The following is a 15,703-nucleotide window of genomic DNA, read 5'->3' as shown; positions in this document are numbered from 1 at the left end:
GTACATCGTAGTCTTCAACATATTTATCCATATTTTTTTATTTAAAGGATTAATTTATATGAAGTTACAAAAAAATAAATTAAATAGGCTTTATAAAAAAAACCGTTAACTATATTAATTAACGGCTTTTATATTAGTTTTCTTTATACTCAAAAAAAGCTTCTCCTGTACCAGCTCCATCTAAAAGACAACTCACTGTATATGAAATATCTGTAAGCCAATTATCAATTTGTTGGATTTGATCTTCTGTAATCAAATTATTTCTTCTTAACATTCCTTCTGGTTGTACGGCCCACATTCTGCCTAAATGACATATTCCCCAAAGAGAATTAATTATTCTTTTATCGACAGAACCTTTTTCCATCTCTGGAGCAAGAAACTTTAAAGATTTCATAATTAAGTGATAGTTTTCTTCATGTAAAATTCCTTTAAATGGACGTAATTGTCCTAGAAATCCATTTTGCCATCTTTCATTTTCACTATTTTCATGATTACCACTTTGGTACATTAGTTCTTCAATTGCATCTTCTTTCGTCATCTAGATAAATTTGTGATTTGTTATTATTTCTCAAATCCCAACACTTCTCTCACTTTTGCCAAAACACCATCAGCAATAACAGAAGCTTTTGAAGCGCCTTTTTTCAGTAATGCATCTACTTCTTCAAGGTTATTAATGTAGTAATTATATTTCTCTCTTTCGTCTTTGAATTTTTCTGTAATCAATTCAAATAAAGCTTGTTTCGCATGTCCGTAACCATAATTTCCGCCAAGGTAATTGGCTCTCATCTGCGCAGTTTCTTCTTCATTTGCTAAAAGTGAATAGATGGCAAATGCATTACAAGTATCTGGGTTTTTAGGATCTTCAAGTGGTGTTGAGTCTGTTTCAATGCTCATTACCTGTTTGCGTAACGCTTTGTCATCCAGAAATATATTGATAATATTATTAGCAGATTTACTCATTTTTCCTCCGTTGGTTCCAGGAATTAACATGATATCTTCTTGAATTTTTGCTTCAGGAAGAACAAATGTTTCTCCCATTTGATGGTTAAAACGAGCAGCCACATCACGAGTAATTTCTAAATGCTGCAACTGATCTTTTCCAACAGGAACAAATTCAGCATCATACAATAAAATATCAGCAGCCATTAGCATTGGGTAAGTAAAAAGTCCAGCGTTAACATCGTCTAAACGATCGGCTTTGTCTTTGAATGAGTGCGCCAAAGTTAATCTCTGAAAAGGAAAAAAACAGCTCAAATACCAAGTTAATTCAGTAGTTTGCGTCACATCAGATTGTCTGTAAAACGTTACTTTTTCAGGATTTAAACCACAAGCAAGCCAAGCAGCCGCTGTACTGTAGGTATTCTCTCTTAAAGTTTTTCCGTCTTTAATCTGAGTGATTGAATGTAAATCAGCAATAAACAAATAAGATTCGTTTTCCGGATTATTTGATAATTCGATTGCCGGAATAATTGCTCCTAATAAATTTCCTAAATGCGGTGTTCCTGTACTTTGAACACCCGTAAGTATTTTTGCCATTCTCGATTTTTTCTGAATTGCAAATGTCGTGATGTTTTTTTTAACCGCAAAGTTGGATATGTTTTTCTTTATAAAGCGGAATAGCGAAGGTTTTTTTCGAGGAATTTAGGAAGATTCTTTGAGCTTTTTTAACGCAAAGAACGCAAAGGATTTTCGCAAAGAAAAGAAGTTTTTATTTCTTGGAGAGGTTGCTTTGCAATAAGCTCACAAAGCTTTGTCTCAAATGAAGCAATCTATTTGAAAATTTTTGAAGCAAGATAATTATCCTTAATTTGAAAGAAAATATTTATAAATTTGATTTTTTTTGAATCATGACAGAAAACGAAATATCAAATATTGTAATTGGGCTTGCTATTGAAATTCATAAAAAATTGGGACCAGGTTTATTAGAGAATGTTTATAAAGAATGTTTGTTCTATAAAATTAAAGAGTGTGGACTTCTTGTTGAAAAAGAAAAAGCTTTGCCATTGGTTTTTGAAGAAGTTAAACTTGATTGTGGATACCGTATTTATTTACTGGTGGAAAACAAATTTCTAATAGAAATAAAAACAGTGGAATCACTTACTGTTAACCATTTGGCTCAAACACTAACGTACTTAAAACTTGGAAACTTTAGACTCGGGCTACTTATAAATTTCAACGAAAGTCTTTTAAAAAATGGCGTGAGAAGAGTTGCAAATAATTTAACAACATAGCTTTGTGAACTTATTGCATAGCAAAACAATTTCAAAAACTTTGCTAAAATCTTTTGCGTTCTTTGCGTTAAAAAAGCAATAGACTACAGGAAAAAAATCTTTATAAAAATTCACTTCTCTTTTACTACATTTGAAGTTATGAAAATATTTAAAATTGCTTTTTGGATTCTTTGGCGCATTTGGTTTTATGTCGTAATGGCGATTCCAATCTTGATTATGCTGCCTTTTTTAGTGATTTCTATTCTTTCAGAGAAAGGATATCCGTATTTCTTTAAAATGGCTCGTATTTGGGCAAAATTTATCCTTTTCGGAATGGGTTTTTATTATATCGTAAAACGCGAACAGAAGCTCATTAAAGGTAAAAGTTATATGATCGTGGCTAATCACACCTCCATGACGGATATTATGCTTATGCTGGCTTTAATTAAGAATCCGTTTGTTTTTGTTGGTAAGAAAGAATTGGTGAAGATTCCGCTTTTTGGATTTTTCTATAAGAGAACTTGTATTTTGGTTGACAGAAGTTCCTCTAGAAGTAAAAATGAAGTTTTTAAAAGAGCACAAAGTCGTTTAAATCAAGGTTTAAGTATTTGTATTTTCCCTGAAGGAGGTGTTCCGGATGATGAAAGTATTTTGTTGGATGAATTTAAAGACGGCGCTTTCAGATTAGCAATTGATCACCAAATTCCAATTGTCCCAATTGTCTTTCCAGATAACAAAGAGCGTTTTTCATACACCTTTTTGAGTGGAAGTCCCGGAAAAATGAGAGTCAGAATTCTTCCTTTTATAGAAACAAAAGATTTAACCATTGATCACAGAAAAGAATTGAGAGATCAGGTTAGAAATGTGATTTACAACGGACTGATTGATTTTCAAAAAAAGAAATAATTCAGATAATTTTAGAATGTAAAAACCGGTAGATTTATTAAATCTACCGGTTTTTCTTTGAATTAAAAACCCCCTATTTTTATTCAAAAGTTACTATCTGTGAATTATCTTCTCTGAAATAAAACGTAATACTTTTTTAAATTTCAATTTGGTTTTTCTTCGGTTTTTACTGTACAACAATTCTATTTTTTCTTTCATGGTTAAAAATATTAATGGTTGATAATAAAGAGTTTAATAATAACTCAAGTTAACGTCACATTAGTATAGATATAGAAAAATAAAAAAGGTTGCGTCTAAAAAGTAAAAATTTTTTGATAAAAATCCGTTAGCACCCAATAGCTAACGGATTTTAGTTCAAATAACCAACCAATGTAAATTCTAAAAAAACTCCAAATCGATATATGGCTTATCAATTTTGAAGACCTGTTTTTTTATAAGATGCAGATTCAAAGAAAAGGTTGCGTGTGTTTTTTAAATTTTCTAAAAAATAAAAAAGTCCGACAGATTCTACAATCTATCGGACTTTTAAAATTATTTTTTTGTCTTATATAAGACTAAGCGTTTGCTAATTCTTTGATATGCTCTTTAATTTTAACTTCCAGTTCTTCAGCAAGTTCCGGATTATCTTTAATTAAAGCTTTAACAGCGTCACGACCTTGTCCTAATTTAGTGTCGCCATAGCTGAACCAAGATCCTGCTTTTTTGACAATGTCAAATTCAACTGCTAAATCTAAGATTTCACCTGTTTTAGAAACTCCTTCTCCGTACATAATGTCAAATTCGGCAGTTTTAAAAGGGGGTGCTACTTTGTTTTTAACAATTTTAACTTTAGTTCTGTTTCCAATTACGTTTTCGCCATCTTTAATTTGAGCAGAACGACGAATATCTAAACGTACAGAAGCGTAGAATTTCAATGCGTTACCTCCTGTTGTAGTTTCAGGATTTCCGAACATTACTCCGATTTTTTCACGAAGCTGGTTGATAAAGAAAACAGTACAATTTGTTTTACTGATAGTCCCGGTAAGTTTTCTTAAGGCCTGAGACATTAAACGTGCATGAAGACCCATTTTAGAATCTCCCATTTCACCTTCGATTTCACTTTTTGGAGTCAAGGCAGCAACAGAGTCAATTACTACAATATCAATTGCTCCGGAACGAATTAAGTTTTCGGCAATTTCTAATGCCTGCTCTCCGTTGTCTGGTTGAGAAATGATTAAATTCTCAATATCTACATTTAATTTTTCAGCATAGTTTCTGTCAAAAGCGTGTTCTGCATCGATAAATGCAGCAATACCTCCGGCTTTTTGAGCTTCTGCAATAGCATGAAGTGTCAAAGTGGTTTTTCCTGAAGATTCAGGACCGTATATTTCAATAATTCTTCCTTTTGGATAACCGTTAACTCCAAGTGCTAAATCAACACCAAGTGAACCTGAAGAAATTGTTTCTACCTCCACAATGGCTCTGTCGCCCATTTTCATTACGGTTCCTTTTCCGTAGGTTTTATCAAGTTTATCAAGTGTTAACTGTAACGCTTTTAGTTTGGCTTCTTTGTCTGAACTCATTTTTTCTAAATATCTAAATTGTTATTTGTCTTTCCGGATAAAAATAAGAAAATTCTTTATTAATTTTACAGGTCTGATTTCTAATTTGTAAAATTACTTCTTTTTTTGAAGTTTCATTATTTCCAATTGTTCCAAATTGTCACAAATTTGAACTATAAAAATAAAGCCTTTAATTCAGTGGCATCAGCTGGTTTTATTTTTCCTGCCAATAGTAAACTTAATTGTTTACGACGAAGTGCAGCATCAAAACGCTGGATTTCTAGTTCTGTTTCTGGTACAATTGGTGGTACTTCGACTGGTCTTCCGGTATCATCTACAGCCACAAAAGTATAAATAGCTTCGTTGGCTTTGGTTCTGTTTCCAGATTCGCGGTCTTCAACCCAAACGTCTATAAAAACTTCCATAGAACTTTTGAATGATCTGGAAACTTTAGCTTCGACCGTTACTACGCTTCCAAGCGAAATGGCTCTGTTAAAAGCAACGTGATTTACAGAAGCTGTAACTACAATACGGCGTGAATGTCTTCTGGCAGCAATACTTGCAGCGCGATCCATTCTGGCCAATAATTCACCACCAAAAAGATTATTTAAAGGATTAGTTTCGCTCGGTAAAACTAAGTCAGTTAAAATAGTTAGAGATTCTGAAGGATGTTTTGGATTCATTTTTTTGATAATAAATTTATTTTTTTGCCACAGATTCCATAGATTAAAAAATCTCCAGATTTTGTGAATTCCGATAGTTATCGGGTGTGGTTAACTTTTTTAAAAATTTAGGTTGCTTTAATTCAACCAATAAACAGCCATTACAGCTGGTATGAAATAAATTACAATGGTTCTCGCACCATCATAATCTTTTGCCAGTCTTTGTCCGAAAAGCATCATTAACAAAGAGATACATGAAAATATAGCTCCGTAAAAGCCAAATTCTCGACCATTGTTTGTAAACAATTGGATACCACCAACCACACACAAAATACCTGAAATTAATTCTACAATTAATAGATGCGCTAATGCTAAAGGCACATGATTTTTTAATCTCGTTTTAGAAAAATGTTCTTTTAGCCAAGTCACATTATCATTCCAATAAAATATTTTTTCGTAGCCTGACTGTAAGAAAGTTAAAGCCAAAAAAGCCAGAATTAAGATTGAGGCAACATTGTTCATTTGAAATCTATTTTTTATGAATTAAACGCGTCAGTTTGATTGATAAATCGGTTAGAATTATTTTTGCATTTCCGTTTCTTTCAATATGATACATAGCATCTGAAAGTTCTTTGAATATTTCGTGGATATTGTTTCCGTTAACAAAAGGAGCAAAATTTTCTAATTTAAATTTATCAACTTTTGGTTCAATGTAAACCAGACTTTGTGCCTGATAATTAAGCATAAGAGCTTGACGGAACATTTCGATACAGTACTGAATGAATTTTTTCTGACTTTCGCGTCCCAGCGCTGCAATTTGTTCGCTCCAGGTAATCAAATCCTGAATGGCCGCAGCATTTCCTTTTGCCCTAAAAGCAGCACGAACCCAATTGACAAACCATTGTTCAAACGGTAAATCGTCATCGTCTTCTTTTAACAAATGCAAAGCTTTGCTAAAGTTACCCTGCGCTTGATGTGCAATTTTTTTGGCTAAATTAGGATCTGTGTTTTCGCGAGCAACTAAAGCTTCGGCAATTACTTTTTCTGGAAGTCCGTTAAAGTGAATTACCTGACAGCGCGAACGGATAGTTTGTATAATATCTTCTTCATTTTCTGAGATCAGAATAAACATGGTTTTCTCCGAAGGCTCTTCTAAAAGTTTCAAAAGTTTATTAGAGGCGGCGATGTTCATTTTATCGGCCATCCAAATAATCATGATTTTGTAACCGCCTTCGTAAGATTTCAGCGCTAGCGATTTTAAAACTTCCTGTGCATCTTCTACACGAATTTCTCCCTGTTTGTTCTGCACACCTAAGATCTTGTACCAATCGAATAAACCTCCGTAAGGCATTTCCTGAATAAAACTGCGCCAGTCCTGAATAAAATCTAAACTTTTTGGTTTTGTTTTAACATCTTCGGTGGTAACGGTTGGATAGATAAAATGCAGATCGGGATGGGAGATGTTGTCAAACTTCAGATTACAGGAATCATTTCCGTTTGAATTTTCATCACCGGTATTACCACACAAAATATATTGTGCATAAGCAATGGCGGTTATTAATGTACCGCTGCCTTCCGGTCCAACAAATAATTGTGCATGAGGAATTCTACCAGAAGCAGCACTTTTTATCAAGTGGCTTTTGATGTAATCTTGACCTAAAATTTGAGAAAATTGCATGAGGCAAAGATAGAAGAAAATGATGTAGTCAAAAATTTTCCAGTTAAAGATTATTTTATACTTATAATTTTAAAATTAAACGTGCTCTTTAAGTTTTTTTTTGATCGTTATCGAGAATAATTTTGTTAATAAATCGCTCAATATGAGCAGATATCACGATGTTTTTGTTAATATTTTTTTTCGAAACTGCGTAAAACGTAAGTTTTTTTTGATTATTTAAAAGAAAAAGAAATCATTTTTTATAACTATAATCTTACGATTTTGATTTTAACTATTTTAACAAAAAGCCCGTTAAAACGCACATTTTCTCGACATAAGACTGATTTTTAAGGTTTTTTTAAGGTTTTTTTTTGAAAAAATAAATCATTACAGTTGCAGTTTAAGTTAATTTCTATATTTTTGTTTTTATCAACAACCAATTATAAATAAGAATCTATGAAAGGGAAAATTACTCTGCTAAGTGCACTTTTTATCTTAACTACTGCAGCCGTTTCGGCACAGGCTAAAAACGCGCCAAGAAGTATTATTAGTACAACAGCTCTTATTCGTAAATACCATGATCAAAAAGAATTAAGTGGTATGCAAAAAGGGGAACTTTTGGAGCTTTACATTGAGCGTATTAAAGTTTTAGTGAAAACTCTTCCTTACATTGCTTTGGTTACAAAACCTGGAGTTACTATGGCAGACCTTGGTATTCCGGACGATAATGATCACAAAAAAGTTTTAGATGCTCAGGCGGTTGGTACTTCAACTTTTCTGGATACTACGGTTGATTTTCAAAGAAAAATGATGCCATATTCTGATAAAGGAAATCTAATTGCGGCTATTTTATTTTACGAAAGTACATTGAAATCATTACACGAGTTCAACGATTTGAACGAAATGTAATAAAGTAATTTTTTTTTAAAACCTTTTTCGAAGTGTTTACGTAGATGGATAAAATCTAATGTGGATGCCTTTGAAAAACAAAATAAAAAAAGACTCATTCTCGGGAATTCTGATAATTTCAGAAAACCCGGGAGGAGTTTTTTCATTTACGCATACCCAAATTTATTATTAACCCTAATACCCCCTTATCATGAAAAAAATTACTCAATTAATCTGCGTTCTTTTGACAGTTACGAGTATGAGTGCTCAACAAGAGAAAGGAATTATGGGCTACAACAATTGGTTAAATAACTGGACCGAATTTAAGCCTAATAAAGTGGACTATGGAGAAGCAAACCAAATTTTAGCAGGAAACATTTCTGTTAATACTAAATTGCTGAAAAGAAATATCTACGTTTTGCAAGGAAACGTATATGTTACAAACAACGCTGTTTTAACAATTGAACCGGGAACTTTAATTATTGGTGATTTCGAAACAAAAGGAACACTGGTAGTGACAAAAGGTGCACAACTTATTGCAGATGGTTTAGAAACAGATCCAATCGTATTTACTTCAAACCGCAGCATGAAAAAAGCTGGAGACTGGGGTGGAGTTGTAATTCTTGGTGATGCTCCAATTAACAAATTTGGAAATGTAGGTTCTTATAATCTTGATTTAGATCCAACACTTACTACTTACGGTGGAGACAACGTAGCTTCAAACTCTGGAATCTTAAGATTTGTCAGAATCGAGTTTGCAGGTAAAAAAGTAAAAGGTGCAGATACTTTCAACGGTTTAACTATTGCTGGAGTTGGTAGCAAAACAGTTATTGACAATGTAATGGTAAGCTATTCCGGAGGTGATTCATTTGCTTTCTTTGGTGGCGATGTGAATGCTTCTAAATTAGTTTCTTATAAATCTATCAATGACGACTTCAAATTTACTCAAGGAGTACAATGTCGTTTATTCAACTCTTTAGCAGTTAGATCTTCTTATTTATCAAGTAACAAAGACGGATCTCGTTGTATGGAGGTGAAATCTTATGAGAAAAAGAACGAAACTGACTTTACAAAAAAACAAACTCTTGTAGCTGCTACAAACATTACTATGCTTAATGACAGTGAAAACATTAAAGCTGATATCCAGGCAGGATTAGTAAAAGAATGTGTTTATGTTGCAGAAACAGCTTCTCTTGAATTAAAGCGTAGTGTAATCTCAGGATTTAATCCTGCTGTTTTATTAGACAGTAAAATTGAGATCAACGATGCTAATCTTAAAAAGATCAAATTTGAAGAAATGTACTTTAACTTATGTAACGGAAATATCTTTACAGAGTACAATTCTAACAACGAAGATTTAGAGAGCTGGTATGGAAATAGCGTATTTTTTAACGTATATTCTCAAAGCAGTAACAATGAAACATTCATTGATATCGCAAATCCTAAAAAACCAGATTACAGATTACAATTAGGAAAAATCACGGCTTCAAGCGGCAATAGATAAATAGATTTCGATTTTTATTTCCAAGCGTAAATTTTATTAATAAAGTCCCCAGACACAATTTATGTATCGTCTTGTACGGACCCAAATAAAGATCAAAACATAATGGTATCTACGAAAAAATATTTTTTATATATAATAATATTTTTGGTTTCGCCTGTTTCGTTAACTCTATATGCACAGAATTCAGCAGAAAAACCTGCTATGGCTGCCGGTTCTGATAGTTGCGTAACGTTGGCTAATATTGACCAAAATAAAACTAATAATGCTGTAATTGAAAACAGCAGTTCAGACAATTTTAATCAGTTAATAGTAAGGATGTCCACCCCCAAGGATAGCCTTACTATTGCGGCTGAACCAAATACGGTATCAAACGATTGTAAAGAAGATTCATCTATTACAGCAACTTCGATTCTTGCAAAAGATATCATCGAAAACTATAAGTATGATTTTTCAGAAACATTCATAGATATTTTGTTTTTTGAGCGTATAGACTTAGCAAGAACACGCACTATATGATTCAAAAAATTACTTTATCTTTTTTTAATTGCATTATATTTTTTGCACTTCTTTTTCTTTTAGAAGCAAATTTATATGCGCAATCTTCAATATCTCCACAACAATTACCTTTTAAAGATATTTGTGCTGGAGATATTGTTGATGGCGCTAAATTCAATGAATATTCAGCAACTTTTTCGTATTTAAATTTTGCTTCGGATGTTACTTTTTTTGTTCAGTTATCTGATGAATTTGGTAGTTTTACCAATCCAATAGCTACTACAACTCTTAATGTTTTTCCATTATCAAGTACTGAAAAAACAATTAAATTTGCAATTCCTAAGACACTAAAAGGTTCTAATACTTACAGTTTAAGAATAGTAAGTAGTAACGGTGTTAATAGTCCAAGAGCACAAAATTTTTCAGGGGCATACTCTTTTTCAGTCTACTATAAAGACTATGTATCTTCTTTTTTAATAAATCAAAATAGAAATACTGCTGTTTTCTGTTCGGGCGGTAGTTTTACTTTATCCGTTGATAATCCTACTCCTGCAGTAGCAGAATCATCTCCTGCAAACTATCCAAATATTAAATACAAATGGTATAAAGATGATATTCTAATTTCAGGACAAAATTCTTCTTCTTTAGTAGTAAATTCAGCAGGTGTTTATTTTGCTGAACTTGATTATGGGGAATGTTCGAATGTAAATTTTAGTTCAAATAGAGTTACAGTATCTTCATCATCTTCTGGCTCTAATGTTGCAATAAATTCAAGTTTAGGAAACCCATTTTGTGCAAGTGGTACAGGAACTGTTTTAACTGCTACTTCCGGAAATAGTTATGTTTGGAAAAAAGACGGTACAACAATTACCGGTGCAACTAGTAGAACCTATTCTACAAATGAATCTGGAGTTTACACAGTTGAGGTTGATTTTGGAGGATGTAAAGCAACAGGAACAATTGATCTTAAAAGTAACAGTTTTGATGCAAGTATAGATGCTCAAGACGGATATAAATTAAGTGAAGGTGAAACATTAAATGTGAGTGTGACTACAGATGCAGCAGATGCTACTTACGAATGGTATTTAAATAACAATCTAATTTCCGGAGAGACAGGAAATTCTTATGTGATATCTGTAAAAGGTAATTATAAAGTTAAAGTTTCACAGGCATCAGGTTGTGTGGCCAGTAAAGAATTTTCATTCAGAATAAACGGAGATTCGGGACCATCAAGTGTTATTCCAAATATCATAAAATTAAGCGGAATGAACCCGTATTGGAATATTCCTGATGAATACAAAAATGCAAGTACCCAAGTAATCATTATAAGTTCTAACGGGGATAAAGTACTCGATGTTATGAACTATCAAGGCGATTGGCCTCAAAGCAATATAGATTTTAAAAATGTAAATCCGGTTTATTACTATGTCATTAAAGGCGACGCAGGTGAAAAAAAAGGATCAATAACTGTTATAAAATAATATGAAGAAAATCCTACTATTCATCACTTTATTTTATGGTTTATCAAATGTACTCTATGCTCAGGATGGTTCTGAGGATGGAGTTGTTTCGTTTTCATTACCTATCAGAAATTCTTTAAAGTTTAACCGATATATAATTAATCCGGCATTCAGTTTTGTTCGCGAATCAAACCCGTATATCAGTTTTTATAATAAAAGACAATGGGTACAGTTTGATAATGCACCACAATCTTATCTGTTCAATTATTCCGGACGTTTCAGAGAAAATGAAGCGTTTGCTGCAGGTCTTTTTCAACAGAATTACGGATTAATGACAGTATTTGGAGCAATTGGAAACTTTGCTCATAATATTGTTTTGGAACAGGACAGTAATTTGACTTTTGGATTGAACGTTGGTGTTTACCAAAGCGGATTAAATACAGGAAAAATTATTTCAGATGATGCTACTATCGGACAGGGAGATTTTCCAAAAAGTACTTTGCTTACTGTAAATCCGGGAATTAACTATGGTACAGAATTTTTAGATTTCGGATTAGCAATTAACAATTTAGTGCTTTACAATTTCGGATCGGGAATGGTGAAAGACGATCCGGAAAGAGCCATTCAGTTGCATGCAATGTACACAGGTTATATTGACAGTTATGGCTTTTTTGACAGAAGTAAATTCTCCGGTATTGTAAGAACAGAAATTAAAAAAGATAAAACAGTTATTTCCGGTTTGGCTATGCTAAGTCTTAAACAAGGAGTTTGGGCTCAGGCAGGATATAACACCCTATATGGAGTTTCTGCAGGACTTGGAATTAATATTTCTCCAAGTATTGCGATAGAATACAATTACGAAAGAGGAATGGGCAATTTCTCTAATCTGGGTGGATCACATGAATTCGCTATTGCCTATAAATTCAAAAATAGAAATTACTATTACGGAGATGATGATGAGGGATCTATAATAGATCCGGCTAAACCGAAACCAGTCCCTGCTAAACCAAAATCAGAAGCAACTCAGGTTAACAGAGCTGAAATCGCTGAAAAGAACAGATTGGCTGCAGAAGCAAAAGCACAAGCAGATGCCGAAGCAAAACAAGCAAGACTTGCAGCCGCAGAAAAAGTGAAGGCAGATGCAGAGGCTAAAGCAAAAGCTAAATTAGAAGCAGATAATAAAGCAAAAGCAGACGCTGAAGCTATAAAAATAAAACTTGCTGCTGAGGCAAAAGCGAAAGCAGATGCAGCAGCCGCAGCGAGAGCACAAACAGCAGCCGCAAATAAAGCCGTTGCAGAAACACAAAAAACACAAGCACAATTAGCTGCTGATAAAGCAAGAGCTGATGCGGAGGAACGCAGAATAAAACTGGCTGCTGATAATAAAGCGAGAGTAGATGCTGCCGCTGCCGCCAGAGCAAAAGCTGCAGCTAATAAATCCGGAGCTGTACAAAAAACACCGGAACAGCTGGCAGCAGATAAGGCACAAGCTGATGCTGAAGCAATGAAATTGAAATTAGCTGCTGATGCCAAAGCCAAGGCCGATGCAGAAGCGTTACAAACAAAATTAGCAGCGGCAGATAAGGCTAAAGCAGATGCAGAGGCTGCAAAAGCAAAAGCTGCTGCTGCAAATGCAGCTACACCAACACAGCAAAAAACGGCTTCACAGCTTGCCATAGAAAAAGCAAGAGCAAATTCTGAGGCTGCAGCAAAAATAAGACTGGCAGCTGCTGAAAAAGTTAAAGCCGATGCAGAAGCTGCAAGACAGGCAAGATTGGCTGCTGCAGAAAAAGCGAAAGCCGATGCAGAAGCTGCAAGATTAAAATTAATTGCTGATAATAAAGCAAAGGCAGATGCAGCAGAGGAAAAACGCAAAGCCGATGCAAAAGCAAAAGCAGAAGCAGCTGATATGCAGTCAATTTTAGCAGCCGATGCAAAAGCAAAAGCAGATTCGGATGCTTTGCAAGCAAGATTAGCAGCAGAAGCTAAAGCTAAGGCTGCAGCAGAAGCTAAAACTAAAGTGTCCATTGATGCTGCAAACAAAGCTAAACTGGCTGCAGATGCAAAAGCAAAAGCTGCTGAAGAAGCTGCACTTAAAGAAAAATTAGCCGCTGAAGCAAAAGTTAAAGCAGATGAAGAAGCAAGACAAGCGCTTATCGCTGCTGAAGCCAAAGCAAAATCAGATGCAGAGGCATTAAAATTAAAACAAGCAGAAGATGCTCGTCAGGCACAATTAGCAGCTGAGGCAAAAGCCAAAGCCGATGCCGAAGCACTTCAGGCTAAATTGGTTGCCGATGCAAAAGCAAAAGCAGATGCAGAAGCTGCAGCAAAAGCTAAATTAGAATCAGAGAATAAAGCGAAGGCTGATGCCGAAGCTGAAAAAGCAAGACTGGCAGCAGAAGCGAAAACAAAAGCTGATGCCGAAGCTGAAAGAGTAAGATTAGCAGCTGAAGCGAAAGCCAAAGCAGATATGGAAGCGCTACAGGCCAAACTAATTGCTGATGCAAGAGTGAAAGCAGATGCAGAAGCTACAGCAAAAGCTAAAGCGGAAGCAGAAGCGAAAAAATTACAAGAAGAAGAAAATGCACGTCAGGCAAAACTTGCAGCAGACGCAAAAGCTAAGGCAGATGCAGAGGCACTAAAAGTGAAGCAAGCAGCAGAAGCCAAAGCGAAAGCTGATGCTGAAGCAGAGAAAGTTAGATTGGCAGCTGAAGCCAAAGCTAAAGCAGATGCCGAAGCTTTACAAGCAAAACTTGCTGCTGAAGAAAAAGCAAGAGTAGAAGAAGAGGCACGTCAGGCAAAATTAGCAGCAGATGCAAAAGCTAAGGCAGATGCAGAAGCACTAAGAATAAAACAAGCTGCTGATGAAAAAGCAAGAGTAGAAGAACAAGCACGCCAGGCGAAATTAGCAGCAGATGCTAAAGCCAAAGCCGATGCAGAAGCTCTGGAAGCAAAACTTGCTGCCGATGCAAAAGCAAAAGCGGATATGGCTGCTTTACAAGCGAAATTATTAGCCGACGCAAAAGTTAAAGCTGATGCAGAAGCTACTGCAAAAGCCAAAGCAGAAGCGGAAGCGAAAAAATTACAAGAAGCAGAAGAAGCCCGTCAGGCAAAATTAGCAGCCGATGCAAAAGCGAAAGCCGATGCAGAAGCATTGAGAATAAAACAAGCTGCTGATGAAAAGGCAAGATTAGATGAAGAAGCCCGTCAGGCAAAATTGGCAGCTGATGCAAAAGCGAAAGCAGACGCAGAAGCACTTCAGGCTAAACTAGCTGCTGATGCAAAAGCAAAAGCGGATATGGTAGCACTTCAGGCAAAACTTTTAGCTGATGCAAAAGCGAAAGCAGATGCTGAAGCAACAGAAAAGTTAAGAGCTGAAGAAGAGACCAGAAGATTAAAAGAAGAAGAAGATCGCCAGGCGCAGTTAGCAGCTGAAAAAGCGAAAGCCGATGCAGAAGCAGCAGCACTTGCAGCAAAAGCGAAAGATGATACAGGAAAAGCAATCGAAAGTTTAACTCAGTCTGTTGAAAATACAAGTAAAGTTCAAAGTGATTTATTAGATCAATTCAAAGCAACAGTTGCGAATAAACAAAAAGATCTAAATGATTTAAAAGAAGAGAATGATTTAAGTGAAAGAGGAATTTATAGAGAGCCAAAACCATTCAAGAGTGTAGCAGCCGAAAACAGTCAGATTGAAGCCTTAAAACTTCAGATTGCCGATGCTAATAAGAGCATGAAGAATGAGATTGACAGATTAACGGCTCTTTATAATGATAGACTTAAAAAGTTCCCTAAAAACGATCCGTTAAACAAAGCGTATCTTGATAAGATAAACGAACTGAAAGCGGCTCAATTGAAAATGGAAAGAGAAGGAGCAGCCTTAATTGCCGATTTAGAGCGTATTAAAGCAGAGACTGAAATCGAGCGTAAACGTAGAATTAAACGTGCCGCTTATGAGAATGATCAGGGAAGATATGCACAGGATGTTGCCGCTCTTAAACGTATTAAAGAAACAACGAAACTAAGTAATACACCATTGACAGCAAATGATTTCGATTTTGGAGAAGAGCAGTCAAACATGCAGATTATTAAGAATATTAAAAACTCTGATAACGGCTATTATTTAATTGTTGCAGTTCACAGCAGTATAGAGAAACGTGATGAGTTCTTAACTAAAGCAGTAGCTGCAGGACGTACAGATATTAATTTCTTTTATAATGTGGCAACAAGTAAGTATTACATCTATTACGAGAAATATGATGGTTTACAAGAGGCAACAAAAGCATTAGAAGCAAAAGGAAATAAACCATACAACGGCAAAATGGCCATTGCGAAAGTGGAGAATTAATAAAATAAAAGTCGGTCCTCTGTAAAGAGAGG

The 15,703-nt window shown here is 34.9% G+C and carries 13 protein-coding genes; 7 read left to right on the top strand and 6 right to left on the bottom strand.

Annotated features, from left to right (window positions below; translation table 11 throughout):
- Positions 1-133 precede the first annotated feature (133 nt).
- Positions 134-538 (bottom strand): hypothetical protein, encoded by a 405-nt coding sequence (locus ACFS3A_RS19570; RefSeq protein ID WP_379827248.1) that lies wholly within the window; start codon positions 536-538, stop codon positions 134-136.
- Positions 539-561: 23 nt separating this feature from the next.
- The gene (trpS, locus tag ACFS3A_RS19565) at positions 562-1,536 is read right to left on the bottom strand and encodes a tryptophan--tRNA ligase (RefSeq protein ID WP_379827247.1); all 975 of its coding nucleotides are present in this window, start codon (positions 1,534-1,536) and stop codon (positions 562-564) included.
- 311 nt (positions 1,537-1,847) lie between these two features.
- Between trpS and ACFS3A_RS19560 the strand changes: the two genes are divergently transcribed.
- Complete coding sequence (locus ACFS3A_RS19560; protein ID WP_379827246.1) at positions 1,848-2,231, top strand: GxxExxY protein; 384 nt, start codon at positions 1,848-1,850, stop codon at positions 2,229-2,231.
- Positions 2,232-2,369: 138 nt separating this feature from the next.
- Positions 2,370-3,116: a lysophospholipid acyltransferase family protein gene (locus ACFS3A_RS19555; RefSeq protein ID WP_379827244.1), complete on the top strand. Its 747-nt coding sequence runs from the start codon at positions 2,370-2,372 to the stop codon at positions 3,114-3,116.
- 554 nt (positions 3,117-3,670) lie between these two features.
- On the opposite strand, the gene recA is transcribed toward ACFS3A_RS19555, so the two are convergent.
- The 4 genes from recA to ACFS3A_RS19535 form a co-directional block, all read right to left on the bottom strand.
- Positions 3,671-4,678 carry a recombinase RecA gene (gene recA, locus ACFS3A_RS19550; RefSeq protein ID WP_379827242.1) on the bottom strand — a complete coding sequence of 336 codons (1,008 nt, stop codon included), beginning with the start codon at positions 4,676-4,678 and terminating at the stop codon, positions 3,671-3,673.
- Positions 4,679-4,830: 152 nt separating this feature from the next.
- Positions 4,831-5,340, bottom strand: a complete 510-nt coding sequence (locus tag ACFS3A_RS19545; protein ID WP_109194728.1) for an acyl-CoA thioesterase — start codon at positions 5,338-5,340, stop codon at positions 4,831-4,833.
- 117 nt (positions 5,341-5,457) lie between these two features.
- Positions 5,458-5,841: a DoxX family protein gene (locus tag ACFS3A_RS19540; RefSeq protein WP_379827241.1), complete on the bottom strand. Its 384-nt coding sequence runs from the start codon at positions 5,839-5,841 to the stop codon at positions 5,458-5,460.
- 7 nt (positions 5,842-5,848) lie between these two features.
- The gene (locus ACFS3A_RS19535) at positions 5,849-6,997 is read right to left on the bottom strand and encodes a DNA polymerase III subunit (protein ID WP_379827240.1); all 1,149 of its coding nucleotides are present in this window, start codon (positions 6,995-6,997) and stop codon (positions 5,849-5,851) included.
- Positions 6,998-7,432: 435 nt separating this feature from the next.
- On the opposite strand from ACFS3A_RS19535, the gene ACFS3A_RS19530 reads away from it, so the two are divergent.
- From ACFS3A_RS19530 to ACFS3A_RS19510, 5 genes are all read left to right on the top strand, one after another.
- A complete protein-coding gene (locus tag ACFS3A_RS19530) occupies positions 7,433-7,885 on the top strand; it encodes a hypothetical protein (RefSeq protein WP_331139605.1) in 453 nt (150 codons plus the stop codon).
- A 190-nt stretch (positions 7,886-8,075) separates the two neighbouring features.
- Complete coding sequence (locus tag ACFS3A_RS19525; protein ID WP_379827239.1) at positions 8,076-9,368, top strand: hypothetical protein; 1,293 nt, start codon at positions 8,076-8,078, stop codon at positions 9,366-9,368.
- A 102-nt stretch (positions 9,369-9,470) separates the two neighbouring features.
- The gene (locus ACFS3A_RS19520; RefSeq protein WP_379827238.1) at positions 9,471-9,884 is read left to right on the top strand and encodes a hypothetical protein; all 414 of its coding nucleotides are present in this window, start codon (positions 9,471-9,473) and stop codon (positions 9,882-9,884) included.
- Positions 9,881-11,344, top strand: coding sequence for a gliding motility protein SprC (gene sprC / locus ACFS3A_RS19515; RefSeq protein ID WP_379827237.1), 1,464 nt, complete (start codon positions 9,881-9,883; stop codon positions 11,342-11,344). The genes ACFS3A_RS19520 and sprC overlap by 4 nt, the downstream gene beginning before the upstream one ends.
- A gap of 1 nt (position 11,345) precedes the next feature.
- Positions 11,346-15,671, top strand: coding sequence for a PorP/SprF family type IX secretion system membrane protein (locus ACFS3A_RS19510; RefSeq protein WP_379827236.1), 4,326 nt, complete (start codon positions 11,346-11,348; stop codon positions 15,669-15,671).
- The last annotated feature ends 32 nt before the right edge of the window (positions 15,672-15,703 follow it).

It is taken from the genome of Flavobacterium notoginsengisoli (assembly GCF_042686225.1).
Classification (GTDB): Bacteria; Bacteroidota; Bacteroidia; order Flavobacteriales; family Flavobacteriaceae; genus Flavobacterium; species Flavobacterium notoginsengisoli.
This window is presented reverse-complemented; position numbering and strand designations above follow the sequence as displayed.